The organism is Streptomyces sp. Y1 (genome assembly GCF_041053115.1).
GTDB classification, from domain to species: Bacteria; Actinomycetota; Actinomycetes; order Streptomycetales; family Streptomycetaceae; genus Kitasatospora; species Kitasatospora rubellomurina.
On sequence record NZ_CP163445.1, the window covers coordinates 2,653,065 to 2,678,661 of the forward strand.

Here is a 25,597-nt window from a genome sequence, read left to right on the forward strand (position 1 = left end):
CGCGCGGGCGGGGGCTCAGCGGCGGGCGGGGAGGGCGAGCACCGTGAGGCCGGCGGCGAGGACGGCCAGGCCGCACCAGGAGGCGGCCGGGAGGCGTTCGCCGAGGGCGGCGACGCCGAGGAGGGCCGCGACGGCCGGTTCGGCGAGGGTGAGGGTGGTGGCGGTCTGGGCGATGGTGTGGCGCAGGCCGCGGCCGAAGAGGCGGTACGCGAGGAGGGTGGTGATCACCCCGAGGTGCAGGACCACGCCGGCGCCGCGCGGCGTGAGCAGCCAGCCCGCCCCACCGCCGCCGCCGAGCAGCAGCAGCACCGGCGAGACCAGCAGCGCGGCCCCGCCGAACATCGCGCCCATCACCCCGCCCGAGGGCCGCCCGTTCGCGATCAGCCGGCCGCCGATCAGCGAGTACACCGCGTACGAGAGCCCGGAGAGCGCCGCGAGCAGCACCCCCAGGAGGTCCACCGCCCCGCCCCCGCCCGCGAGTTCGGGGCCGAGGACGAGGACGGCGCAGCCGAGCACGGCGAGCCCGGTGGCTCCGGCCCAGCGCCCGCCGGGCCGGCCCTGCCGGGTGAGCCACCCGAGCAGCCCGGTGAACACCGGCGCGCTGCCGAGCGCGATCACCGTGGCGACGGCGACGCCGGTGCGGGCGACTGCCGGGTAGAAGGTCAGCGGGTAGCCGACCACCGCCACCGCCCCGAGCGCGAGCAGCCGGCGTTCGCGGGCCCCGCAGGTGCGGGGCAGGGTCCGGGCGGTGCGGTCGGTGAGGAACAGCAGCAGTCCGCCGAGCACCAGGGCCGCCGCCCCGATCCCGGCGGCCGGGGCGGCGGCGGGTGCGAGGGAGGCCGCCGTCCCGGTGGTGCCCCAGAGCAGGGCGGCCGCCAGGATCGGCAGCGCGCCGCCGGCCGGCCGGCCGGACGCGGGCACGGGCGTGGAGGTGGGCAGGGGCGTGGGCACGGGCGTGGACAAACGATTCGGCACAGTCGTGAACTTCCGTCGTCGAAAACCGTCAGTGGGAGTGGTTTCGAGAACGGGCGCACGCCGCAACGACACCCGGCGGCCTCAGCGGGCCGAACCGGAGCTCGGGAAGGGGTCTGACGACCACCGCGTACGCCCGATCAGGCGCAGAGCGGTGGCAGCACGGCGTGCCAGTAGAGGTTCACGCCCCCGATGCTACGGCCGGGCCGCACCCATGCCTAGCTCGTTCGGGTGAAGGTTCGTCTCCGATCGACGGCGCGCCGGTGGCCCGCCATAGCCTCGGGAGACCGCAGGACTCGCCGGCCTCGCCGGACTCGCACAACTCCTCGCCAGGGAAGACCACATGACGCACTCGCCCGCCGGGAACGACCTCACCCGCCGCAAGGTCCTCAAGCTCGGCATCGGCGTCGCCGTGGGAGCGGGGGCCTTCGCGGCCGGCGCTCCCGCCGCGATCGCCGGCGGCCCGAACGACCCGACCGCTCCCACCATCGCGACCAAGGTGAAGAACCTCAGCGGCCTCGCCGAGACCGGGCCGTTCGGCGCGCCGTGGACGGACCTCGGCATCCCCGTGCGGTGCCCGGACGGCACGATGCTCTTCGTCTGCGGCGACACCTTCGACGGCAGCGGCGTGGGCGACGGCGACTGGTACGCCCCGGTGGGCCTGCGCTCCAGCAGCGCGGACCCGAACAACCTGCGCATCGACGGCGTCGTCGGCGGCGACCACGCCCGCAGCCTGGTCGACGAGCCGCACACCTGGGTCGGCGACAAGCGCACGACGGCGATCCCGTCCGACGCGTTCGTCGTCAACGGCGTGATGTACATGCACCTGATGCGCGGCGTCATCTACGACACCCACCACACGGACTTCTGGCGCTCCACCGACAACGGCGAGACCTGGGAGTACCTGTGCCAGTGGCCGGCCGACCTGTACGGCGGCCAGTTCCAGCAGAAGACCTACGCCGTGGCCGACGACGGCTACTGCTACGTGCTGTCGACGGTCTTCAACCGCGACGTCGAATCCGGGATGCTGCTGCACCGGGTGCGCCAGGACAGCCTCGGCAACCCGGACGCCTACGAGCCGTGGGGCTTCACGGACAGCGGCTGGCAGTGGAACGCGCCCGCCCCGACGACGGTCTTCGGCACCCGCAAGTGGGGCGAGATCTGCTTCCGCGCCATGGACGGCAAGTACGTCCTCACCTGGCTGAACATGGACCCGCTGTCGATCAGGGCGATGGTCTTCCCGCTCCCGACCTCGGACCTGACCAGGACGCTGGAGCAGACCATGATCCTCCCCTGCGCCCCGGGCCAGGAGGCCGGCAACCTCGTCCTCAGCCCGTACGGCGGCTTCGTGGTCCCCGGCTCGACGTTCGGCGACTTCCACATCGTCGTCAGCCAGTGGTACGTCCCGGACCCGACGATCTACCGGATCATGCAGTACCGGATCGCGATGCCCTCCTGAACCCTGCGATCATGAATATTCACAGGTTGCAGCGTTAACCTATGCAAAATCCAAAGGTGAAGTAGGTTACAAACCTTTCATTCCAAGTCGCGCGGTTTGCCCACATGCTGAGATCCGTGCGATAGTCGACGCAACGAAGACTTCGGCGGGCCCGACCTGGCACTGCCGACGCCCATCGTGCGGCACGCACCCCCTTGGCCGGCGCGATGACTTGCAGGGGCCCCCATCGCCGGATCACGGCGAACCCGGGGGCCCTGCGCGTATCCCCGGCCGGTCGCACCGGCCGGCCGGGCGGCTCAGTTCCGGTCGCGCACCTTCAGCTCGAACCAGACGCCCTTCCCGCGCGGCAGCAGGTCCGCGCCCCAGCGGTCGGCCAGGTCGTCGACGACCTTCAGCCCCCGCCCGCGCTCGTTCACCGGCCGCGGCTCGGCGAGGATCATGCAGGGCAGCGACCGCGAGGAGTCGCGCACCTCGATCCGCACCCACCCGGGCTTTCGGCCCACGTACAGGCCGATGGTGCGCCCGCCGGCGTGCCGGACGGCGTTGGCGACCAGCTCGCTGGTGAGTAACTCCCCCGCCTCCAGGTGCTGGTGGAGGCCCCAGGACGCCAGCGCGGAGAGCACCAGCCGCCGGGCCACCTTGGCCGACGCCGGCCGGGACGGCAGCCGCACCTCGTTCGGCGAGGACTGGCCGCACAGTCTGGGGGAGTACATCTCCTCCAGCTCCGCCGAGCTGAGCCGCTCCAACTCCGAGAGTGTGCCCGGAACGTCCGCCCAGGCCGCCTCCGCGACCGCGCCGGCCACGGTAACCACTGACTGATCTGTTTCGCCCCAACCCGCCATGCGGACCATCATTGCGGAACGCAAGCGGCCGCGTACGGACAATGAGCAAACGATCACGCCCAGTTCGGCATATGCCGGGAGCAATCCGGAACCACCCGGCGATCGTCCGAACAGGCGTCGGAAAACGCGTCGGGGCCACCCCGGTCAAACCCGGGTTGACCCCGACGCCCGCTCACCAGCGGCTCAGCGCCCGCCTACCACTGGCTCCAGCCCAGGTTCCAGCCGCTGAGCCCGTTGTCCGGCTCCAGCGTCTCCTTCTTGATCGAGTTCTTGACGATCACGACGTCGCCGACGATCGAGCTGTCGTAGAACTTCCCGGCGGTGGTGGAACTGCCGCCGCCCTCCGCGTCCTTGAGCCCGACGCAGCCGTGGCTGACGTTGTCCCCGCCGAACACGCCGTTGCGGGCCCACCAGTTGCCGTGCACGTACGTCCCGGACGTGGTGAGCCGCATCGAGTGCGGCACCTGCAGGTCGTACGGCGCGCCGGTCATGCCGGGCAGGGTGCTGGACTGCATCCGCACCGTGCCCTCCTTGGACATGACGACCATGGTGCCGTTCCAGGTCGGGTGGTCGTCCGAGCCGGAGGTGATGTCGATCTGCTCGGTCTTGCCGTTGTCCCCGACGACGGTCATCTGGTGCGCGGCGGCGTCAACCGTCGAGACCTGGCTTCGCCCGATAGTGAAGGGCTCGTCCCGGTCCGAACCGCCGTAGACGCCCGGCGCGATCTCCACGCTCTTCAGCCGGTAGTGCACCGTCACCTTGGTGCCCGGCTTCCAGTAGTTCTCCGGGCGGAAGTCCAGCCGCCGGTCGCCGAACCAGTGGCCCTTGACGACCGTGCCGTTGTCGGTCTCGAAGGAGATGCCCTTGGCGACGGCGTCCTTGTTCTTGACGTCCTTGGTGAACTCCACCGAGACGATCATGCCGACGCCGTACGTCGCGTTGTCGTCGACGTTGTCGGCGGCCTTGGCCTGCACCTCCGGCGTCAGCGTGGTGAAGCTGCTGTCCGCCTCGGCGACCACGCCGTTGGCGTCCGCCGCCATCGCGCTGACCTGGTAGGCCGTGCCGACCGAGAGGCCGGCGGTCGGGGTCCAGCTCAGGCCGTCCGCGGCGATGGTGCCGGGCACCTCCTTGCCGGACTTGTCGCTCACCTTGACGGTGGTGAGCTTGCCGCCCGTCGCGCCGACCTTGAGCGCGGTCGGCGCCACGTCCACCGAACCGGTCTTCGGCTCGATGCTCACCGCGGCCTGCGACACCTTCGGCGCGGCGCTGCCCGGCGTTGCCGCCGCCGCCGGGGCGGGGGCCGCGCCGGCCCCGATGTCGGCCTTGGCCGCGCTGCCGCCGCCGCTGCCGCCACTGCTGCAGGCCGCCGTCAGCACCATCGCCCCGCCGACCACACCGGCGGCCACCACTCTGCGTATCGACCTCACGTCGATCCCTCCCTCTGCTCCCCTGGGGCCCGTGGGCCCCGACCGCTAGATGCGCCGGCCCTCCGGAAAGGTTGCGCCATTCGAGGGGCTCATCGCCCCGAAAACCGGAACGGCCCGACCCCAACGGGTGAGGATCGGACCGCCCCGGCATGAAACCCGCCGGCACGGTGCCGGCATGAGAACCAACGGAATCCCCCGGTCGCCCGGGTTCATCGAACCCGCGGACCGGTACGGCCTACCAGTTCGCCCAGGCCACGTTCCAGCCGCCCAGCCCGTTGGACGGGGCGACGGTCTTCTCCTTGGTGTTCACGATCTTCACGACGTCGCCGACGATCGAGTCGTTGAAGAACTTGCCGGCCACCGAGGAGTCGCTGCCGCCCTTCTCGTCGGCCATCGACACGCAGCCGTGGCTGGCGTTGGTCTTGCCGAACGGGCTGGACCAGTAGTTGCCGTGCACGAAGGTGCCGGAGGTGGTCAGCCGCATCGCGTGCGGCACGTCCTGGATGTCGTACTCGCCGCCGAGGCCGACGGTCTGCGAGTTCATCCGGGTGACCTTCTCCTTGGACATGATCACCATCGTCCCGCCCCAGGACGGCGTCGCGTCCGCGCCCAGGGTGACCGGCACGGTGGTGACCTTGCCGCCCTGGTCGACGGTCATCTGGTGCGACTTGGCGTCCGCCGTGGCGATCCGCGAGCGGCCGATGGTGAACGGCTCGTCCTTGTCCACGTCGCCGTAGACGCCCGGGGAGACCTCGACGTTCTTCAGCCGGTACTTGATGACGACCTTCGTGTTCGGCTTCCAGTAGTCGGCCGGGCGGAAGTCCACCCGCCGGTCGCCGAACCAGTGGCCCTTCACCTCGGTGCCGCCGGCGTCGATGGTGATGCCCTTGAGGACGGCGTCCTTGTTCTTGACGTCCTTGGTGAAGTTCACCGAGACGATCATGCCGACGCCGTAGGTGGCGCCGTCGCTGATGTTGTCGTTGGTGGAGACCTTCTTCTCCGGCGTCAGCGTGGTGAAGGAGGTGGTGGACGCGGCCACCAGCCCGTCCGCGTCCTTGGCCTGCGCGTTCACCTTGTAGGCCGTGCCGACCGCGAGGCCCGCCGCCGGCTTCCAGCCGGTGCCGTCCGGGGTGATCGCACCCTCGACCGGCTTGCCGTCCTTGTCGGTCACCTCGACGGTGGTCAGCTTGCCGTTGGAGACGGACACCTGCAGGCCGGTCGGCGCGACGTCCTGGGCGCCGTCCTTCGGCTCGACGTTCAGCACCGCGGCCGAGGTCTTCGGCGCCGCCGACGCACCGCCGGCGTCCGCCGGGGCCGAGGCGGCGTTGTCGCCACCGGAGCCCCCGGAACCTCCGCCCGAACCGCCCTTGTCGTCGTTGCAGGCCGCGGTCAGCAGCAGCACCCCGCCCATGACCAGCGCAGCAGCTCCCCTGCGCCCGAACCGGCTGGTGCGTATCGCGGCGCCGGCCGCCTTACCCGTCTTCACGGTCTCTCCCCTCCCGTTGTCCACTCTCTTGACGCGTCGAGTGCCCCTGGGAGTTGCACCCGGGCGCCGATCTTCCCCAGCAGGGGCACGACGCGCCGGAGCAGGATAACTGGGCCATCCGGGTGAATCCGGAGGGGAGGTGGGTGGAGCGGGGGTGAACCCCCCGTGAAGCCCGCCGGGCGGGGCCTAGCGCAGCGCGCTGCCGGCCAGCCACTGCTCCCAGGGCAGGTTCCACCCGTTGAGACCGTTCGAGGGCGGCACGAAGTCCCCCGCGGAGGCCTTCACCTCCAGCACGTCACCGGGGATCGTGTGCTCGAACAGCCAGCCCGCCGGGGTGTCCTTGCTGCTGCCGCCCTTGGTGTCGGCCAGGCCGATGCACCCGTGGCTGGTGTTGGCGGTGCCGAAGACCCCGGGGTTCGCCCAGTAGTTGCCGTGCACGAAGGTGCCGGAGCCGGTCAGCCGCATCGCGTGCGGGACGTCCTTGATGTCGTACTCGTCGCCCATGCCCACGGTCTGCGAGTTCATCCGGGTCACCTGGTACTTCTCCGACACCACCAGCACCCCGCGGTAGGTGGAGTGCTCGGGGCTGCCGCCGGACACCTTGAGCACCCGGACCACCTTGCCGCCCTGCCCTCCTCGGACGGTCAGCGTGTGCGCGTCCAGGTCCACGGTGGAGACCTGCGCCCGGCCGATGGTGAAGTGCAGGTCCCGGTTCTGGCTGCCGAAGTCGCCCGGCGCGCCCTGCACGTCCTTCAGCCGCAGCGCCACCGCCACCTTGGTGCCGGCCGCCCAGTACTGCTGCGGCCGGAAGTCCAGCCGCTGGTTGCCGAACCAGTGCGCGGCCACCGGCACCGGCGGGTCCGCGGTCACCTGCACCGCCCGCTCGACCGCCGCCCGGTCCGCGATCGGGCGGCTGAAGCGCAGCGACACCGGCATCCCCACCCCGACCGTCGACCCGTCCTCGGGCGTGAAGAACGCGACGAAGGTGTGCGCCCGGGCGACGGTCGAGAACTCCGCGTGCTGGGCCGCCTTCTGCCCCTGGTCGTCCTCCGCGACGGAGTCCAGCGTGAACGCCGTACCCAGCGGCAGCGGCCCGTCCGGCGCCCACGAGGAGCCGTCCGCGGCGATCGTCCCGGGCAGCTCCGCCCCCCGGGCGTCGGCCAGCCGGACGGACAGCAGCTTCCCCTGCGCCGCCGCCACCTTCACCGCCCCCTCCGGCGGCACGTCCTGCGCGCCGTCCGCGGGCTGCACCGTGAGCACCGCCCGCGACGGCGGCGGAGGCGGCGCGACGACCGTGGCCGAGGCGCCGTCCCCGACCGGGGCGCCCGCCGAGCCGCCGCACCCCGCCAGGACGGCCAAGCAGCAGCCCACCGCCGCCGCATGCCGCGCCCACACCCGTACTCGGCGCCGCATCGGGGCCTCCCACCGTCCGGTTCCAACGCCGGGAACAACGACCCCCGGCCAGCCGAGGACACGCCCTCGCCCCGCCCTCCGGAGCACGCCCCCCGGACAGCCATCCGCTGGTAAGCCCCCGTTCAACGGCTTCCCCCCGCCGCATTCCGGGAAGGAAACAACGGCACGGGGTCCGGGACACCCCGTCCAGGGAGGGCAGGGCCATGGAGCTGGAAGCCGGGACGAGGCCAGGAAGCCCCCACCCCCTCGGTGCCCGTTTCCGCCCGGACGGGCCGTGCGGCCCCGGCACCAACTTCGCGCTGTGGGCGGCCGGCGCCGAGGCCGTCGACCTGTGCCTGTTCGACGAGGACGGCCGGGAGACCCGGCACCGCCTCACCGAGCAGGACGTCCAGGTCTGGCACGGCTTCCTGCCGGGCGTGCGCCCCGGCACCCGCTACGGCTACCGCGTGCACGGCCGGTGGGACCCGTGGACGGGCGCCCGCTGGAACCCGGCGAAGCTGCTGCTCGACCCGTACGCCCGCGCGATCGACGGCAACTACACCGCGCACGACGCGGTCTGCGCCGCCGTCCGCAACTGGCCGGAGGCCGACGTCGCCGACACCGTCCGGGACAACCGCGACTCGGCCGCCCACGTGCCCAGATCCGTGGTCGTCGCGGACGACGACCACCGGTCCGACGGCCCGTCCGACGACCACCGCCCGCGGACCCCGTGGTCCGAGACCGTCCTCTACGAACTGCACGTGCGCGGCTTCACCATGCGCCACCCCGACGTCCCCCCGGCCCTGCGCGGCACCTACGCCGGCCTCGCCCACCCCGCCGCGCTCGCCCACCTCACCCGCCTCGGCGTCACCGCCGTCGAGCTGCTGCCCGTCCACCACCACGTCAGCGAGGACCACCTCCAGGCGCGCGGCCTGGTCAACTACTGGGGCTACAACACGATCGGCTACTTCGCCCCGCACGCCGGCTACTCCGCCTCGGGCTCGCGCGGCGGCCAGGTCGGCGAGTTCAAGCGGATGGTGCGCGCCCTGCACGCCGCCGGGATCGAGGTGATCCTCGACGTGGTGTTCAACCACACCGCCGAGGGCGCCGAGCTGGGCCCGACGCTCTCCCTGCGCGGCGTCGACAACGCCGCCCACTACCGCCTCGCCCCGCACCGCCCGCGCGGCTACGCCGACTACACCGGCTGCGGCAACACCCTGGACACCCGCCGCCCGCAGGTGATCCGGCTGATCACCGACTCGCTGCGCCACTGGGTCGCCGAGATGGGCGTGGACGGCTTCCGCTTCGACCTCGCCGCCGCCCTGGCCCGGGCCTCGGACGGCGTCGACCCGGAGCACCCGTTCCTCAGCGCCGTCGCCCAGGACCCGCTGCTGTCCCGGGTGAAGCTGATCGCCGAGCCGTGGGACGTCGGCCCGGGCGGCTACCGGCTGGGCGGCTTCCCGCCGCTGTGGGCCGAGTGGAACGACCGCTACCGCGACACCGTACGGGACTTCTGGCGCGGCGCCCGCCCGGACGTCCGCGAGCTCGGCTACCGCCTCTCCGGCTCCTCCGACCTCTACCAGCGCGACGGCCGCCGCCCGTACGCCTCCGTCAACTACGTGACGGCGCACGACGGTTTCACGCTGCGCGACCTGGTCTCCTACGACCGCAAGCACAACGAGGCGAACGGCGAGGGCGGCCGGGACGGCACCGACGACAACCGCTCCTGGAACCACGGCGCCGAGGGCGAGACCACCGACCCGGAGGTCACCGCCCTGCGCCTGCGCCAACTGCGCAACCTGATGGCCACGCTGCTGCTCTCCACCGGCGTCCCGATGATCACCGCCGGGGACGAGCTCGGCCGCACCCAGGGCGGCAACAACAACGCCTACTGCCAGGACAACGAGGTCGGCTGGGTCGACTGGTCGACACTGGAACGGCCCGAGTGGCGCGAACTGTGCGAGCTGACCGCCCGGTTGGTCCGGCTGCGCCGGGCCCACCCGGTGCTGCGCCGGCGGGCGTTCTTCTCCGGCCGGGCCGCCGCCCCCGGCGGGCGCCCGGACCTCGCCTGGTTCACCCCGCTCGGCAAGGAGATGACCGAGGCCGACTGGTTCGCCCCGACCGCCTGCCTCGGCATGCTGCTGTCCGGCAGCGCGATGTCCGAACGGGACGCCACCGGGCGGCCGGTGCGGGACGACGACTTCCTGCTGCTCCTCAACGCCGGCCACGAACCGGTGGTGTTCACCCTGCCCGGCGAGCCCTGGGCGGCGCCGGAGGCCCGCTACGAGACCGTCGTCGACACCGCCGGAGCGGGCGAGCCGCACCCGGCCGGCGCGGTGGTGCTCGGCGGGCGCGCGCTGCTCCTGCTGCGCGCGCCCGCCGCACTCCCCTGACGTGTGGCTCAGCTGCGGGCGTGCCCGACCTCGACGTTCTCCAGCACCCCGATCGCGTCCGGCACCAGCACCGCCGCCGAGTAGTAGGCGCTCACCAGGTAGGAGGTGATCGCCTTCTCGTCGACGCCCATGAACCGGACGTTCAGCCCCGGCTCGACCTCGTCCGGGATGCCGATCTGGTGGAGGCCGACCACGCCCTGGTTGTCCTCGCCGACGCGCATCGCGAGGAAGGAGGTGGTCTGGTTGTCCGCCACCGGGATCTTGTTGCACGGGAAGATCGGCACCCCGCGCCAGGCCGGCCGCCGCTTGCCGAGCACCTCGGCCGTGCCGGGGTAGACGCCGAGCCGGTTGCACTCCCGCTCGAACGCGGCGATCGCGCGCGGGTGGGCGAACAGGTAGTCGGTGTCGCGGCGCATCGCGAGCAGGTCGTCCAGGTCGTCCGGCGTGGGCGCGCCGGAGTGCGTCTGGATCCGCTGGTCGAAGTCGGTGTTGCCGAGCAGCCCGAACTCCGGGTTGTTGATCAGCTCGTGCTCCTGGCGCTCGCGCAGCGCCTCGATGGTCAGCCGGAGCTGGTGCTCGGTCTGGTTCATCGGCTGGTTGTAGAGGTCGGCGACCCGGGTGTGCACCTTGAGGATCGTCTGCGCGACGCTCAGCTCGTACTCGCGCGGCTTCAGCTCGTAGTCCACGAAGGCGCCGGGCAGCTCGACCTCGCCCTCGTGGCCCGCCGACAGGTCGATGTCCGCCTCGCCGTGCGCGTTCTGCGCCTGCGCGGCGTCGGCCGCGAAGCCCAGCAGGTGCTCGCGCAGCTCCGCGGAGCGGTCGGTGAGCTCCTGGAACTGCGACCACGGCAGCGCCATCGCCACGCCCGCCGTCGCCGCCCGCACCGTGTACGGCCAGTTGCCGGACGCCTCGGTCAACGCCTCGTCGCCGATGTGGTCGCCATCGGCCAGGGTGCCGACCACCGTCTCCTCGCCGTACTTGCCGGTGCCGAGGCGCTCGACCTTGCCGTGCGCGATCAGGAACACCTCGCTGATCGGCTCGCCCTCGCGCACCAGCAGGTCGCCCGGGGCGAAGTCCCGCTGCACGAACCGGCGGGCCAGCTCCTCCAGCACCGCCTCGTCCCCGAAACCGCGCAGCGCGGGCACCTCGGTCAGCGACGGGGCGATCACGCTCACCGAGGTGCCGGTCTTGGCGAAGCCCACCCGGCCGCGCCCGGTGGCGTAGCTGAGCCGCCGGTTGACCCGGTACGTCCCCGCGCTGACCTGCACCCAGGGCAGCATCTTGAGCAGCCAACGGGAGGTGATCTCCTGCATCTGCGGCGCCGACTTGGTCGTCGTCGCCAGGTTCCGCGCCGCCGCCGTGCTGAGGCTCAGCTGCGCCCGCACCTGCACCAGCGCCGCCGCGCCGCCGGCCGGGCCGGACTCGGTGTCGACCGTCATGTCCTTCATCTCCCGTCACTCGGTTCCCGAACTCGGGCATCCGTCAGGAGATGTAATCGGCCGATGCGGTGGCGCCCGCAAGAGGCGCACGACGCACTCCTTCCTGCACGAACGGCCGTACGCGCCCCTTCGCCCGCTCCCGCACCGCCCGTACGGGTGGCCGGTTCTCGTCGGGCGGCACCGTCAGGGGTGAAAAACCGGATGAGATATGACGCGGACCGGGCCTACCCTCACCGCGATGGCCGAGAACCGACATGACGACAAGACCGCCGGGCGCGGGCGCCGCTCCACGGTCCGCTCGCTGCTGCGCCTGTGGCCCTACGCGCGGGCCGTCCGCGGCCGGCTGGCCGTCTCGGCCACCGCCGCGACCCTCGGCATGCTCACCACCCTCGCCGTCCCGGTGGTGCTCGGCCGGATCGTCGACGGCCCGGTCGCCGACCACGACTCCGGCGCACTGTGGCCGCTGGTCGGCCTGGTGCTCGCCCTCGGCCTGATCGAGGCCGGGCTGTTCTACACCCGCCGGGTGGTGCTGTCCCGCCCGCTCGCCGACCTCGAAGCGCGGATGCGGGCCGACCTCTTCGGCAAGCTCCAGCGCCTCCCGGTCGCCTTCCACGACCGCTGGGGCTCCGGCCAGTTGCTCAGCCGGGCCGGGTCCGACCTCTACGTCATCCGGCTGTTCCTGGCCTTCGCCCTGGTCTTCCTGGTCGTCAACTCGCTGACCTTCCTGGCCGGCGCGGCGGTGATGTTCAGCCTGGACTGGCGGCTCGCCCTGATCTTCCTGGCCCCCGCCGTCCCGCTGCTCCTGATCACCCGCCGCTTCGAGGGCCGCTACTCCGACGCGTCCCGGCGCGCCCAGGACCAGAACGGCGACCTCGCCACCGTGGTCGAGGAGTCCGTGCTCGGCATCCGCATCCTCAAGGCCTTCGGCCGGCACCGCTCGATGGCCGACCGCTTCCGGGAGCAGTCCCGCGAACTGCGCCGCACCGAGCTGCGCAAGGCCCACCTGCTCGCCAACCTGTGGTCCGTCGTCACCGGCCTGCCCGAACTCGCCGTCTGCTGCGCCCTCGCGGTCGGCTCCTACCTCGTCGCCCACGACCAGCTGAGCGCGGGCGACCTGGTCACCTTCCTGTCCACCGCGCTCGCGCTGCGCTTCCCGGTCGAGTCGCTGGGCTGGCTGCTCGCCTACGCCAACGAGGCCTCCACCGCCGCCGACCGCGTCTTCGAGGTGCTGGACACCCCCGAGGCCGACGACCCGGGCACCCGCGCCGACCTCGGCACCGAACCGGACGGCATCCGCCTCACCGGCGTCCGCTTCCGCTACCCCGACGCCCCCGAGGACAGCCCCGACCTGCTGGCCGGCGTCGACCTGCACATCCGCAGCGGCGAGACGATGGCCCTGGTCGGCGCCACCGGCAGCGGCAAGACCACCCTCACCGCGCTGCTCCCCCGACTGTACGAGCCCACCGCCGGCACCATCACCCTGGACGGCCGGGACATCCGCGAGCTGCCCCGGCAGCGGCTGCGCGAGCTGGTCGCCGTCGCCTTCGAGGAGCCCACCCTGTTCTCCGCGACCGTCCGGGAGAACGTCCTGATGGGCGCCCCCGACGCGAGCGAGGCGCAGCTGCGCTCGGCCCTCGCCACCGCCCAGGCCGGCTTCGTCGACCGACTCCCCGAGGGGGCCGGGACGGAGGTCGGCGAGCAGGGCCTGAGCCTGTCCGGCGGGCAGCGCCAGCGGCTCGCGCTGGCCCGCGCCGTGGTCGGCGACCCGGCGTTCCTGGTCCTGGACGACCCGCTGTCCGCGCTGGACGTGCACACCGAGGCGCTGGTCGAACGGGCGCTGCGCGAGGTGCTGGGCTCCACCACCGCCCTGGTGGTCGCCCACCGCCCCAGCACCGTGCTGCTGGCCGACCGGGTCGCGGTGCTGGCGGACGGCCGGATCGAGGCGGTCGGCACCCACCAGGAGCTGCTGCGCGACTGCCCGCACTACCGCGAACTGATGTCGGGCGAGGCCGCCCCCGTCCCCGAGGGGAGCAGCGCCCGATGACCACCACCACCGAGCCGGTCGACGAGCTCGAACCGGTCGAGGAGGAACTGCTCCCGCCCCCGGCCGACGAGGAGGACATCCCCGTCCCGCCCGGCGCGCCGCGGGCGCTGCTGCGCTCCCTGCTCGGCCCGCACCGGGGCCGGATCGCCGTCGCGATGACGGTGATCCTGCTCCAGCAGGCCGCGTTGCAGTCCGGGCCGCTGCTGGTGGCCGTCGCGATGGACCGGGGCATCCCGGCGCTGCGCGAGCACGACGCCGGCCCGCTGATCGCGGTGATGGCCGCCTACCTGTGCTGCGCGCTGCTCGGCCCGGTGCTGGAGTGGGCGTTCGTCAAGATCAGCTCCCGGATCAACCAGGACGTGCTGCTGGACCTGCGCGGCCGGATCTTCCGGCACGCCCAGCGGCTCAGTCTGGACTTCCACGAGCGCTACACCTCGGGCCGGATCATCTCCCGCGCCACCAGCGACATCGACGCGCTGCGCGAGCTGCTGTCCGAGGGGCTGCAGGAGCTGCTGCTCGTCGTCCTGTCGACCTGCTACATCTCGGTGCTGCTGCTGGTGCTGGACTGGCGGCTCGGCCTGGTCTCGCTGGCGTCCCTGCTGCCGCTGGCGCTGATCGCCCGCTCGTTCCGCAACCGCTCGATCCGGGTCTACCGCCGCTCCCGCACGTCCGCCGCCTCGATGATCGTCCGCTTCACCGAGACCATGAACGGCATCCGCCCGGTGCAGGCGTTCCGCCGCGAGAAGGCCAACGACGCCGCCTACGCGGTGGTCAACCGGACGGCCGCGACCACGACCGCGGACGGCCTGCTGGAGATCGCCCGGTACGTCGGCCTCTCCCGGGTCACCGCCAACCTGTGGATCACCGGCGTGGTGCTGCTCGGCGCCCAGCTGGTGATGCACGACGCGCTGGAGCTGGGCGTGCTCACCGCCGTCGTGCTCTACCTGCGCCGGCTGCACGACCCGATCGACCAGCTGGCGATGTTCCTGAACGGCTACCAGTCGGCGGCCGCCGCCCTGGAGAAGATCGCCGGCCTGCTCGCCCACGAGCCGACCGTCACCGAGCCGGCCGAGCCCCGGGAGCTGCCGGCCCTCCCGGCGAGCGGGCGAGTGGCGGCCGGGGGGCGCGAAGTGCGCTTCGAGCGGACGCGGTTCGCCTACCGCACCGGCAAGGAGGTGCTGCCGCCCTTCGACCTGGTGATCCCGGCCGGGCAGACCGTCGCGGTGGTCGGTGCGACGGGCGCGGGCAAGTCGACGGTCGCCAAGCTGCTGGCCCGGTTCTACGACCCGACCGGCGGCCGGGTCCGGCTGGACGGCGTGGACCTGCGCGAGCTCGCCACGCCGGAGCTGCGGCGCGGGGTGGTGATGGTGACCCAGGAGTCGTTCCTGTTCTCCGGCACCGTCGCCGAGAACATCGCGATCGGCCGCCCCGCCGCGACCCGCGAGGAGGTCGAGCGGGCCGCCCGGGACATCGGCGCGTACGAGTTCATCGCCGCGCTGCCGGACGGCTTCGACACCGACGTGCGCAAGCGCGGCGGCCGGATCTCCGCCGGGCAGCGCCAGCTGGTCGCCTTCGCCCGCGCCCTGCTGGCCGACCCGGCGGTGCTGATCCTGGACGAGGCGACCAGCTCGCTGGACGTCCCCGGCGAGCAGGCCGTCCAGCGGGCGATGCGCACGGTGCTGGCCGGCCGGACGGCGGTGATCATCGCGCACCGGCTCTCCACCGTGGAGATCGCCGACCGCGTCCTGGTGATGGACCAGGGCCGGATCGTCGAGGACGGCTCCCCGCAGGAGCTGATCGACGGCACCGGCCGCTTCGCCACCCTGCACCGCGCCTGGCGGGACAGTCTCGTCTGACGCGGGCCATGGTTCAGCCCGGCCGGGTGCGCCGTCACGCACCCGGCCGGGCCGCTTTGTCCGGGGGGTGGTTCAGTCCACCGTCACCGCGTAGTCGGCGTGCCAGTCCGGCGACGGGCAGTCCTCCACGGCGGCCACCACGTCGATCGTCCCGCCGGGGAGCACCTGCCCGGCCGTCGTCGCCGGGTCGATCACCACGGCCGGGTCGATGAAGATCGCGTCCTTGTAGCGCGGCCCGCTGGGGTAGTTGCAGTCCAGCGTGCGCGGCGAGGTCGAGGTGCAGCGGTACGGCGGCGGGTCGGCGAGCGCGGTCCCCTCGGGCACGGTGATCCGCACCTCGATCGGCTGCCGCGAGTAGGACGGCCCGGTGTTGAACACCCACAGCGGCAGGTGGACGGTCGCGCCGGGCTTGCCGGTGAGGTCGCCGGGCTGCGGGTCGGGGCGGCCGTCGCCCGTGATCGCGGAGGAGGCGCCGACCGTGAAGTGCGCCTTGGTGTCGGCGGTGGTGAAGCTGTACGGCGTGGTGTGGCCGGACTGGTCCGGGTCGCCCGGGTAGAAGGCCTGGACGTCGCCGTCGATCGTGATGAACGGCGAGGTGATCGGCGCGACGCGCAGGGCCAGCTTCTCCACCGAGGCGGCCCCCGGCGCCAGGCCGGCCGGGATCTTGTAGGAGCTGCCGGTGCCGAAGTAGGTCAGGGTGACCGGCGGGTCGGCGGACTGGACCACGCCGGGCGACGGGAAGTGCACGACCACCAGGGTCTCGTCGGTGGTGGTCGACGGGCCGTTGTTGGTGATCCTCACTTCGAGCGTGCCGCTCTCCCCGGGGACGACCGGGCCCGGCGGCGACAGCTCGACCGAGATCCGCGCCTCGGCGGGCGGTGCGGCCTGGGGGTGGGCGGCGGCCTGCGCCGGTGCCGCGAGGAGGACTACGGAGAGCGCGGCGAGGGCGACCGCGCGCAGGGTTCGCATCATGCTGCCCACGCTCCCGCCGGCCCGCACACCGGGCAACCGGACGGCTGCCGTCCGTAGTACTCGGTCGGAGTACCACGAACGGCAGCGCGGACGACCGTGCCTGCGGCGCGGAGGATCAGCGCAGCAGCCCGGCGTCCATCCCGGCCGACTCGGCGGGCAGGGCGACCAGCCCCAGCTCGGCCGGCGAGGCCAGCCGGGGGTGCGCGGGCAGCACCCGGACGGTGTAGCCGAACGGGCCGGTCCGGGCCAGCTCCAGCGAGCCCTCGTAGCGGGTCCGCCCGTCCAGGTCGGGCCCGCCGACCGGCTTGAGGGCGAGCACGGCGGCGTCCGAGATGCCGTCCGTCTCGTCCACCCGCCCGGAGACGGCCTGCACCTCGACGTCGCCCGGCTCCAGCGCCCCGAGCGCGACCTGCACCCGCAGCTCCAGTGCGCTGCCCAGCTCCTGGGCCTCGCCCGGGCCCTCCGCCTGGACGTGCTCGACCCGCACGGCCGGCCAGGCCGCCCGGACCTTGGCCTTCCAGGCCGCCAGCTCCCGCGCGCCGCGGTGGCCGCCGGCGGCGAGCTCCCGCTGGGCCAGCGCCGCCGGGGCGTACAGCCGGTCCACGTACTCGCGGACCATCCGGCCGGCCAGCACCTTGGGCCCGAGGGTGACCAGGGTGTGCCGGACCATGGCGATCCAGCGGTGCGGCAGCCCGTCGCCGGCCCGGTCGTAGAACCGGGCGGCGACCTGCTCCTCGATCAGGTCGTAGAGCGCGGCGGCCTCGATGTCGTCGCGCCGCTCGGCCTCGCCGCTGTCCGGGTCGAGCACGCCGGCGCCCTCGTCGGCGGTGGGGATCGCCCAGCCGTTCTGGCCGTCGTACCACTCGTCCCACCAGCCGTCCAGGACGGACAGGTTGAGGCAGCCGTTCAGCGCGGCCTTCATCCCGGAGGTGCCGCAGGCCTCCAGCGGGCGCAGCGGGTTGTTCAGCCAGACGTCGCAGCCCGGGTAGAGGTGCCGGGCCATGTCCATGTCGTAGTCCGGCAGGAAGACGATCCGGTGCCGCACGGCCGGGTCGTCGGCGAAGGCGACCATCTGCTGGATCAGCCGCTTGCCGCCGTCGTCGGCCGGGTGGGCCTTCCCGGCGACCACGATCTGCACCGGTCGGGTGGGGTGCAGCAGCAGGCCGCGCAGCCGGTCCGGGTCGCGCAGCATCAGGGTGAGCCGCTTGTAGGAGGGCACCCGGCGGGCGAAGCCGATGGTGAGCACGTCCGGGTCGAGCACCGAGGAGACCCAGCCGAGTTCGGCCTCGCCGGCGCCGCGCTGGCGCCAGGAGGCGCGCAGCCGGTGCCGGGCCTCGTCGACGAGTTGGGCGCGCAGGCTGCGGCGCAGGTCCCAGATCTCGGTGTTGCCGATCCGCTCCAGGCCGGTCCAGCGCCGGGTCTCGCCGGTGGTCATCGCCTCCTCGGCGCGGTCGGCGCCGATCTCGGCGGCGCCCAGCCGGACGACGGCCGGGTCGATCCAGGTGGCGGCGTGCACGCCGTTGGTGACGGAGGTGATCGGTACCTCGGCGGCGTCGAAGCCGGGCCACAGGCCGTTGAACATGGCTCGGCTGACCTCGCCGTGCAGGGTGGAGACCCCGTTGGCGCGCTGGGCGAGCCGCAGGCCCATGGCGGCCATGTTGAACAGCTTCGGGTCGCCGCCGGGCCAGGTCTCGGCGCCGAGCGCGAGCACCTGGTCGGCCGGGACGCCGGGCAGGGCGGCGTCGCCGCCGAAGTGGCGGGCGACCAGCTCGCGGTCGAAGCGGTCGATGCCGGCCGGGACGGGGGTGTGGGTGGTGAACAGGGTGCCGGCCCGGACGGCCTCCAGGGCGGCGGCGAAGTCGGGCCCCTCGGCGTCGCGGCCGGCGGCTTCGGCCTCGCGGCCGGCGGCCCGGTCGGCGCTCTGCTCGGCGCACCGGTCGGCGACGAGTTCGCGGATCCGCTCGATGCCGAGGAAGCCGGCGTGGCCCTCGTTGGTGTGGAAGACCTCGGGGGCGGGGTGCCCGGTGAGCCGGCAGTAGGCGCGCACGGCCCGGACGCCGCCGATGCCGAGCAGCATCTCCTGGAGCAGCCGGTGCTCGCTGCCGCCGCCGTACAGCCGGTCGGTGACGTCCCGTTCGGCGGGCGAGTTGGCCTCGATGTCGGAGTCGAGCAGCAGCAGCGGGACGCGGCCGACCTGGGCCTTCCAGATCCGGGCGGCCAGGGTGCGGCCACCGGGCAGGGCGAGGTCGACCCGGCTGGGCGTGCCGTCCGGCTCGCGGAGCAGGCTGACGGCGAGCTCGTCCGGGTCGAGCAGCGGGTAGCGCTCCTGCTGCCAGCCGTCCCGGTTCAGGGACTGCCGGAAGTAGCCGTGGCGGTAGAACAGGCCGACGCCGATGAGCGGGACGCCGAGGTCGCTGGCCGCCTTGAGGTGGTCGCCGGCCAGGATGCCGAGCCCGCCGGAGTACTGCGGCAGCGCGGCGGCGATGCCGTACTCGGGGGAGAAGTAGGCGATCGCGGCGGGCGGCGGGGTCGGACCGTCCTCGGCCCGGGACTGGTACCAGCGCGGGCCGGTCAGGTACTCCTGCAGGTCGTCGGCGAGGTCGCCGAGTCTGCGGAGGAAGCGCCGGTCGGCGGCGAGCGCGGCGAGCCGGGCGGCCGGGACCTCCCCGAGCAGCCGCACCGGGTCCTCGCCGGTCGCGGCCCAGACCTCCGGGTCCACGGACCGGAAGAGGTCCCTGGTCTCGGGGTGCCAGGACCAGCGCAGATTGAGGGCCAGCTCGTGCAGCGGCTGGAGTTGTTCGGGCAGGACGGTGCGGACGGTGAATCTGCGGATTGCCTTCACGGCGTGAAGCGTAGCCCCGACGGCCGTCATGGCAGTGCGTCAAGCGGGCTATTGGGCATCCGTTCGGCCTATTGATGAGATCGCATTCGGCGCATCGATCCGTACGGGGGGCGCACGAGGCGCACATTTCCGGGAGGCGCGCTACCAATGCGTGAACTCTTCGGTACGGATCCATTTCCGATGGTGCGTCCGCCCGGGGCGATGCCCGAAACTCCTGTCGTACTGCTGCAAAAACCTTGTCCCCGGTGCGAGGATGACCGAAGGTCGTTGATGCCGTGGGGAGTGCGGCGACGGGTGGCGTCCCCCTCAGGCAGCACGTCCGGAACCCTTTTCGTGTCGGTCGTTCCCCTTCTTCCTTAGCCCATTCGGCGTTCGCCGCGCACCGGTGCGTGTCCTCGTGCCCGGCCTGCTCGTTCACGGGTGGACCGGATCGCCCAGGGGCGCGCCACCGGGCGACGTGCGCCCGGGACGCGCGCGGCTCCGGGGCGTCCCGCAGCCGGCTCGGCGGGCACCGGGCAGGTTGTTCGGGGACAGCGGCACGGACAGGTCATCCGGTCGCACGTCCTCCCCCACCCAGCAGTCCTCCCGGTAGTCCTCCCTGCCCGGCCCCGGGCGGCGGGGGTTGCCGCCGACCTCGGGCAGGAGCTTGGCATGCACGGCGACACGCGGGACCAGTCCACACCGGTGGCCGACGATCTCAACGCAGCGGTCGCGACGTCCGCCGGACGGACGGATCCTGACCCTCGGACGGATCCGGCGATGCCGGCGCCCCGGGCGGCCGGGGCGGTCCGCACCGAGCCGGCCGAGGCGGCCCCGCGACCCGGGGCCGAGCCGGGCCGGACGGCACCCCCGCGCCGGCGCACCACCACCACGCGCCGCACCGCCGCGACGGCCGCCGGGGCCGAGCCTCCCGCCGCGAAGTCCCCTGCCGGGAAGACCCCCGCCGCGAAGACCCCCGCCGGGAAGACCCCTGCCGGGAAGGCCGCGCCGGCCCGCAAGGCGCCCGCCCGCAAACCCGCCGCCCGCAAGACGACAGAGAGCGACACCGTGATCGGCCGCATCCCCGTCCTGGACGTCAGCCCCCTCGTCGACTCCGGCCGCCGCCCCGCCAAGGCCGTCGTCGGCGAGACCTTCCTGGTCACCGCGACCGTCTTCCGGGAGGGCCACGACGCCGTCAACGCCAACGTGGTGCTGCGCGACCCGCGCGGCCGCAGCGGCCCGTGGACGCCGATGCGCGAGCTGGCCGAGGGCACCGACCGCTGGGGCGCGTACGTCACCCCGACCGCGCCCGGCCGCTGGTCGTACGCCGTCGAGGCGTGGAGCGACCCGGTCGCCACCTGGCGCAAGGCCGCGGCGGTCAAGCTGCCCGCCGGGATCGACACCGCGCTGGTGCTGGAGGAGGGCGCCCGGCTGCTGGAGCGGGCCGCCGCCGGGGTGCCGAAGAAGGAGGGCCGGGCGCACGTGCTGGCCGCCGCCGACGCGCTGCGCGACCCGGGCCTGCCGCCGCTGTCCCGGCTGGCCGCCGCGCTCGCCCCCGAGGTGCTGGAGCTGCTGGCCCGTTACCCGCTGCGCGAGCTGGTCAGCGCCTCCCGTCCGCTGCCGCTGCAGGTGGACCGCGAGCGCGCGCTGTTCGGCTCCTGGTACGAGTTCTTCCCGCGCTCCGAGGGCGCCGTGGTCGATCCGAGCGGGGTCGAGCCGCCGCGTTCGGGGACGCTGCGCACGGCGGCCGAGCGGCTGCCGGCCGTCGCCGCGATGGGCTTCGACGTGGTCTACCTGCCGCCGGTGCACCCGATCGGGCGGGCCTACCGCAAGGGCCCGGACAACGCCCTGACGGCCGGTCCGCACGACGTCGGCTCGCCCTGGGCGATCGGCTCCCCCGAGGGCGGCCACGACGCCGTCCACCCGGACCTCGGCACCATCGAGGACTTCGACCACTTCGTCGCCGAGGCGCAGGCGCTGCACCTGGAGGTGGCGCTCGACTTCGCCCTCCAGTGCTCGCCCGACCACCCGTGGGTGAACAAGCATCCGGAATGGTTCAGCCACCGCGCGGACGGCACCATCGCGTACGCCGAGAACCCGCCGAAGAAGTACCAGGACATTTATCCGATCAACTTCGACCAGGACATGGACGGAATCGTCAAGGAAACGCTCCGAATCCTGCGGTTCTGGATGGCCCACGGCGTGCGGATCTTCCGGGTCGACAACCCGCACACCAAGCCGGTGCTGTTCTGGGAGAAGGTGCTCGCCGACATCGCCCGCACCGACCCCGACGTGGTGTTCCTGGCCGAGGCCTTCACCCGCCCCGCGATGGTCCACGCGCTCGGGAAGATCGGATTCCACCAGTCGTACACGTACTTCACCTGGCGCACCACCAAGAACGAACTCACCGAGTACCTCACCGAACTCACCGGCGACGCGGCCGCCTACATGCGCCCCAACTTCTTCGCCAACACCCCCGACATCCTGCACGCCTACCTCCAGCACGGCGGCCGGGCCGCCTTCGCCGTCCGCGCCGTCCTCGCCGCCACCCTCTCCCCCAGCTACGGCGTCTACGCCGGCTACGAGCTGTGCGAGAACGAGCCGGCCCACCCGGGCTCCGAGGAGTACCTGCACTCGGAGAAGTACGAGCTGCGCCCGCGCGACTGGAACCGCACCGACACCCTGGCCCCGCTGCTGACCGTGCTGAACCGGCTGCGCCGCCGTCACCCCGCCCTGCGGCAGCTGCGCGACCTGCGCTTCCACCCCACCGACAACGACCAGGTGATCGCCTACTCCAAGACCGCGACCACCGAGGACGGACTCACCGACCAGGTCGTCACCGTGGTGAACCTCGACCCGCACCACGTGCAGGAGGCCACCGTCACCCTGGACGGCGACGGGCCCTTCCCGGTGCAGGACGAGCTGACCGGCGCCGCCTACACCTGGGGCCGGCACAACTACGTCCGGCTCGATCCCTCAGCCGAGCCGGCTCACCTCCTCACGGTTCGGAGGAACCCAGCGTGACAGTGAACGAGCCCGTCCCCGACACCTTCCCCGAGACCTCGAAGAAGAACCTGGACCCGGAGTGGTTCAAACGTGCGGTCTTCTACGAGGTGCTGGTGCGGTCCTTCCAGGACAGCAACGGCGACGGGACCGGGGACCTCAAGGGGCTCACGGCCAAGCTCGACTACCTGCAGTGGCTCGGCGTCGACTGCCTCTGGCTCCCGCCCTTCTTCGCCTCACCCCTGCGCGACGGCGGGTACGACGTGGCCGACTACAAGTCGGTGCTGCCCGAGTTCGGCGACCTCGCCGACTTCATGGAGTTCGTCGACGCCGCCCACGCCCGCGGCATGCGCGTCATCATCGACTTCGTCATGAACCACACCAGCGACCAGCACCCGTGGTTCCAGGCCTCCCGCTCCGACCCGGACGGGCCCTACGGCGACTTCTACATGTGGGCCGACGACGACAAGCAGTACCCCGACGCCCGGATCATCTTCGTCGACACCGAGACCTCCAACTGGACCTACGACCCGGTCCGCAAGCAGTACTACTGGCACCGGTTCTTCTCGCACCAGCCGGACCTCAACTACGACAACCCGCGCGTCCAGGACGAGATGATCGCCGGGCTCCGGTTCTGGCTCGACCTCGGCATCGACGGGTTCCGGCTGGACGCGGTGCCGTACCTGTTCGCCCGCGAGGGCACCAACTGCGAGAACCTGCCGGAGACCCACGAGTTCCTCCAGCGGGTCCGCAAGGAGATCGACGCCGACTACCCGGACACCGTCCTGCTCGCCGAGGCCAACCAGTGGCCGGAGGACGTCGTCGACTACTTCGGCGACTTCGCGGCCGGCGGCGACGAGTGCCACATGGCGTTCCACTTCCCGGTGATGCCGCGGATCTTCATGGCGGTGCGGCGCGAGTCCCGCTACCCGGTCTCGGAGATCCTGGCCAAGACCCCGGCGATCCCGGGCGGCTGCCAGTGGGGCATCTTCCTGCGCAACCACGACGAGCTGACCCTGGAGATGGTCACCGACGAGGAGCGCGACTACATGTACGCGGAGTACGCCAAGGACCCGCGGATGCGCGCCAACGTGGGCATCCGGCGCCGGCTCGCCCCGCTGCTGGAGAACGACCGCAACCAGATCGAGCTGTTCACCGCCCTCCTCCTCTCCCTGCCCGGCTCCCCGGTGCTCTACTACGGGGACGAGATCGGCATGGGCGACAACATCTGGCTCGGCGACCGGGACGGCGTGCGCACGCCGATGCAGTGGACCCCGGACCGCAACGCGGGTTTCTCCTCCGCCGACCCGGGCAGGCTCAGTCTGCCGCCCATCATGGACCCGGTGTACGGCTACCAGGTGACCAACGTCGAGGCGCAGCAGAGCAGTTCGAGTTCGCTGCTGCACTGGACGCGTCGCATGATCGAGATCCGCAAGCTCAACCCGGCGTTCGGCCTCGGCAGCTACACCGAGCTGCCGTCCAGCAACCCGGCCGTGCTGGCCTTCGTGCGCGAGCACGAGGGCGACCTGGTCATGTGCGTGAACAACTTCTCGCGGTTCGCGCAGCCGACCGAACTCGACCTGCGGCAGTACGGCGGGCGCTACCCGGTCGAACTGATCGGCGGGGTGCGCTTCCCGTCGATCGGCGAGTGGCCGTACCTGCTCACCCTCGCCGGACACGGCTTCTACTGGTTCCAGCTCCGGCAACCCCCGCGCCTGAGCGGCAGCAGGCGCCCGAAGTAACGATCCACCGCACCCGACTGCGGACCGGACGGCACCACCAGACCCTCCGGGGGCGCGAGTTGAACCCCGCGCCCCCGGAGTTCGCCGCACCACCGTGTACGACACCGCGTACGGAGAACAGCCCAACGGCCACCCACACGAAGGCGTGACACCCGAGCCGCGCTCGCGTGCCGCGACCTCCGCGCCGTCGAAATCCGGAAGACTGACGGACCCGGCCACGACCCGTCGGGCCGTCCGCGTGCTTCCGGGGAAAGGGAGTCATGTCCGAAACCTCCCGCTCGCAAGCCCATGTGCAGCACGACCCGCCGGCGGGCCCGCGCGGCGCCGGGGCCCGGAGAACCGCCCTGGGGGTCAGCGAACTCGTCCAGGCGGCGCTGCCGCTGATCGCCGAGTGGCTCCCCACCCAGCGCTGGTACGCCGGGAAGGGCCGGCCGATCACCGGCCTCACCCCCGTCGTCGGCACCCCGCTGCAGGTCGGCGACCCAGCCCTGCTGCACCTGCTGCTGCGGGTCGACCACGCCACCCCGGCCGGCCTCCCCCACGGCGACATCTACCAGCTGCTGCTCGGCATCCGCTCCGGCGGCCCGGCCGGCATCGAGCCCAGCGCCGTCCTCGGCCGGCTCAGCCAGGGCCCGTACGACGGCGCCGCCCTCTACGACGCGGTGCACGACCCCGACCTCACCGGGCGGCTGCTCGAACACCTCGCCACCGGCGACCGGTTCGGCTCCCTCGCCTTCCGCCGCACCCCCGGCTCCGGGCTGCCCACCAACCTCCCCGGCCGCGCCTCCACCGCCGAGCAGTCCAACAGCTCGGTCATCTACGGCACCTCGTACATCCTCAAGCTGTTCCGCCGCATCCACCCCGGCACCAACCCCGACCTCGAACTCTCGCTCGCCCTCTCCCGGGCCGGCTCCACCCGCATCCCCCGGGTCGCCGCCTGGTTCGAGAGCCGGATGGAACGCGCCGAACCCGCCACCCTCGGCCTCCTCCAGCGCTACCTGCCCGACGCCGAGGACGGCTGGGAGCTCGCCCTCGACCAGGTCGGCCGGCTCAAGGGCGACCCCTCCCCCGGCAACTTCGCCATCGAGGCGCACCGGCTCGGCCGGGCCACCGCCGAGGTGCACCGGGTGCTCGCCCGCTCCATGCCCGTCGCCCGGCTCGACCGCGCCCAGACCCGGATGCTCGCCACCGCCATGGCCGACCGGCTGGACAGCGCCGTCGCCGCCGTCCCCGGCCTGCTGCGCTTCCGCGCCGCGCTGCGCAGCGCCTTCCAGCAGCTCGCCGACGCCCACCCGGACGGCCTGCCCGTCCAGCGCATCCACGGCGACCTGCACCTCGGGCAGGCCATGCGCACCCCGCACGGCTGGGTGCTGCTCGACTTCGAGGGCGAGCCCGCCAAGTCCGTCAACGAGCGCCGCGAGCCGCAGCCCGCGCTGCGCGACGTCGCCGCGATGCTGCGCTCCTTCGACTACGCGGCCGCCCACCTCCTCGCCGGCGGCCCGGTCGACCCCGAGCTGGCCCACCTCGCCGCCGCCTGGGCCCAGCGCAACCGCACCGCCTTCTGCGCCGGCTACACCGCCGGCGGCGGCGCCGACCCGGCCGCCTCGCCGGAGCTGATGCGGGCACTGGAGATCGACAAGGCGGTCTACGAGGTGGTGTACGAGGCCCGGCACCGGCCCAGCTGGCTGCCGATCCCGCTGGCCGCGATCAACCGGCTCGCCCTCACCGTCTGATCCCGCCCGCCCCACG

The 25,597-nt window shown here is 72.9% G+C and carries 15 protein-coding genes; 7 read left to right on the forward strand and 8 right to left on the reverse strand.

Annotated features, from left to right (window positions below):
- Positions 1 to 15: 15 nt before the first annotated feature.
- The gene (locus AB2U05_RS11085; RefSeq protein ID WP_369183122.1) at positions 16 to 951 is read right to left on the reverse strand and encodes a DMT family transporter; all 936 of its coding nucleotides are present in this window, start codon (positions 949 to 951) and stop codon (positions 16 to 18) included.
- A gap of 364 nt (positions 952 to 1,315) precedes the next feature.
- Here AB2U05_RS11085 and AB2U05_RS11090 point away from each other — a divergent pair, with 364 nt between their 5' ends.
- Positions 1,316 to 2,431 carry a DUF4185 domain-containing protein gene (locus AB2U05_RS11090; protein WP_369183123.1) on the forward strand — a complete coding sequence of 372 codons (1,116 nt, stop codon included), beginning with the start codon at positions 1,316 to 1,318 and terminating at the stop codon, positions 2,429 to 2,431.
- Between the two features lie 296 nt (positions 2,432 to 2,727).
- Here the strand turns inward: AB2U05_RS11090 and AB2U05_RS11095 are convergent, their stop codons facing one another.
- From AB2U05_RS11095 to AB2U05_RS11110, 4 genes are all read right to left on the reverse strand, one after another.
- The gene (locus tag AB2U05_RS11095; protein ID WP_244178913.1) at positions 2,728 to 3,243 is read right to left on the reverse strand and encodes an ATP-binding protein; all 516 of its coding nucleotides are present in this window, start codon (positions 3,241 to 3,243) and stop codon (positions 2,728 to 2,730) included.
- Between the two features lie 224 nt (positions 3,244 to 3,467).
- Positions 3,468 to 4,700 carry an Ig-like domain-containing protein gene (locus tag AB2U05_RS11100; protein ID WP_369183124.1) on the reverse strand — a complete coding sequence of 411 codons (1,233 nt, stop codon included), beginning with the start codon at positions 4,698 to 4,700 and terminating at the stop codon, positions 3,468 to 3,470.
- A 235-nt stretch (positions 4,701 to 4,935) separates the two neighbouring features.
- Positions 4,936 to 6,186, reverse strand: a complete 1,251-nt coding sequence (locus tag AB2U05_RS11105) for an Ig-like domain-containing protein (protein ID WP_244178914.1) — start codon at positions 6,184 to 6,186, stop codon at positions 4,936 to 4,938.
- A 186-nt stretch (positions 6,187 to 6,372) separates the two neighbouring features.
- Entirely contained in the window at positions 6,373 to 7,599 is a 1,227-nt protein-coding gene (locus AB2U05_RS11110; protein WP_052706475.1) for an Ig-like domain-containing protein, read from the reverse strand.
- Positions 7,600 to 7,802: 203 nt separating this feature from the next.
- Here AB2U05_RS11110 and glgX point away from each other — a divergent pair, with 203 nt between their 5' ends.
- Positions 7,803 to 9,971, forward strand: coding sequence for a glycogen debranching protein GlgX (gene glgX, locus AB2U05_RS11115; RefSeq protein WP_045709685.1), 2,169 nt, complete (start codon positions 7,803 to 7,805; stop codon positions 9,969 to 9,971).
- Between the two features lie 8 nt (positions 9,972 to 9,979).
- Here the strand turns inward: glgX and AB2U05_RS11120 are convergent, their stop codons facing one another.
- Positions 9,980 to 11,410: a family 2B encapsulin nanocompartment shell protein gene (locus tag AB2U05_RS11120; RefSeq protein ID WP_369183125.1), complete on the reverse strand. Its 1,431-nt coding sequence runs from the start codon at positions 11,408 to 11,410 to the stop codon at positions 9,980 to 9,982.
- A 238-nt stretch (positions 11,411 to 11,648) separates the two neighbouring features.
- Here AB2U05_RS11120 and AB2U05_RS11125 point away from each other — a divergent pair, with 238 nt between their 5' ends.
- Positions 11,649 to 13,454, forward strand: coding sequence for an ABC transporter ATP-binding protein (locus AB2U05_RS11125; RefSeq protein WP_045694914.1), 1,806 nt, complete (start codon positions 11,649 to 11,651; stop codon positions 13,452 to 13,454).
- The gene (locus AB2U05_RS11130; RefSeq protein WP_045694910.1) at positions 13,451 to 15,310 is read left to right on the forward strand and encodes an ABC transporter ATP-binding protein; all 1,860 of its coding nucleotides are present in this window, start codon (positions 13,451 to 13,453) and stop codon (positions 15,308 to 15,310) included. The genes AB2U05_RS11125 and AB2U05_RS11130 overlap by 4 nt, the downstream gene beginning before the upstream one ends.
- Positions 15,311 to 15,382: 72 nt before the next feature.
- Here the strand turns inward: AB2U05_RS11130 and AB2U05_RS11135 are convergent, their stop codons facing one another.
- Together AB2U05_RS11135 and glgP are read right to left on the reverse strand one after the other, a co-directional pair.
- Positions 15,383 to 16,282, reverse strand: a complete 900-nt coding sequence (locus AB2U05_RS11135) for a hypothetical protein (RefSeq protein ID WP_369183126.1) — start codon at positions 16,280 to 16,282, stop codon at positions 15,383 to 15,385.
- Between the two features lie 115 nt (positions 16,283 to 16,397).
- Positions 16,398 to 19,124, reverse strand: coding sequence for an alpha-glucan family phosphorylase (glgP, locus tag AB2U05_RS11140; RefSeq protein ID WP_369183127.1), 2,727 nt, complete (start codon positions 19,122 to 19,124; stop codon positions 16,398 to 16,400).
- A 1,047-nt stretch (positions 19,125 to 20,171) separates the two neighbouring features.
- Between glgP and AB2U05_RS11145 the strand changes: the two genes are divergently transcribed.
- The 3 genes from AB2U05_RS11145 (at position 20,172) to AB2U05_RS11155 (ending at position 25,581) form a co-directional block, all read left to right on the forward strand.
- Complete coding sequence (locus tag AB2U05_RS11145) at positions 20,172 to 22,127, forward strand: alpha-1,4-glucan--maltose-1-phosphate maltosyltransferase (protein WP_045694961.1); 1,956 nt, start codon at positions 20,172 to 20,174, stop codon at positions 22,125 to 22,127.
- Positions 22,124 to 23,848: a maltose alpha-D-glucosyltransferase gene (gene treS / locus AB2U05_RS11150; protein WP_369183128.1), complete on the forward strand. Its 1,725-nt coding sequence runs from the start codon at positions 22,124 to 22,126 to the stop codon at positions 23,846 to 23,848. Before AB2U05_RS11145 ends, treS begins: the two co-directional genes overlap by 4 nt.
- 260 nt (positions 23,849 to 24,108) lie before the next feature.
- The gene (locus tag AB2U05_RS11155) at positions 24,109 to 25,581 is read left to right on the forward strand and encodes a phosphotransferase (protein ID WP_369183129.1); all 1,473 of its coding nucleotides are present in this window, start codon (positions 24,109 to 24,111) and stop codon (positions 25,579 to 25,581) included.
- The last annotated feature ends 16 nt before the right edge of the window (positions 25,582 to 25,597 follow it).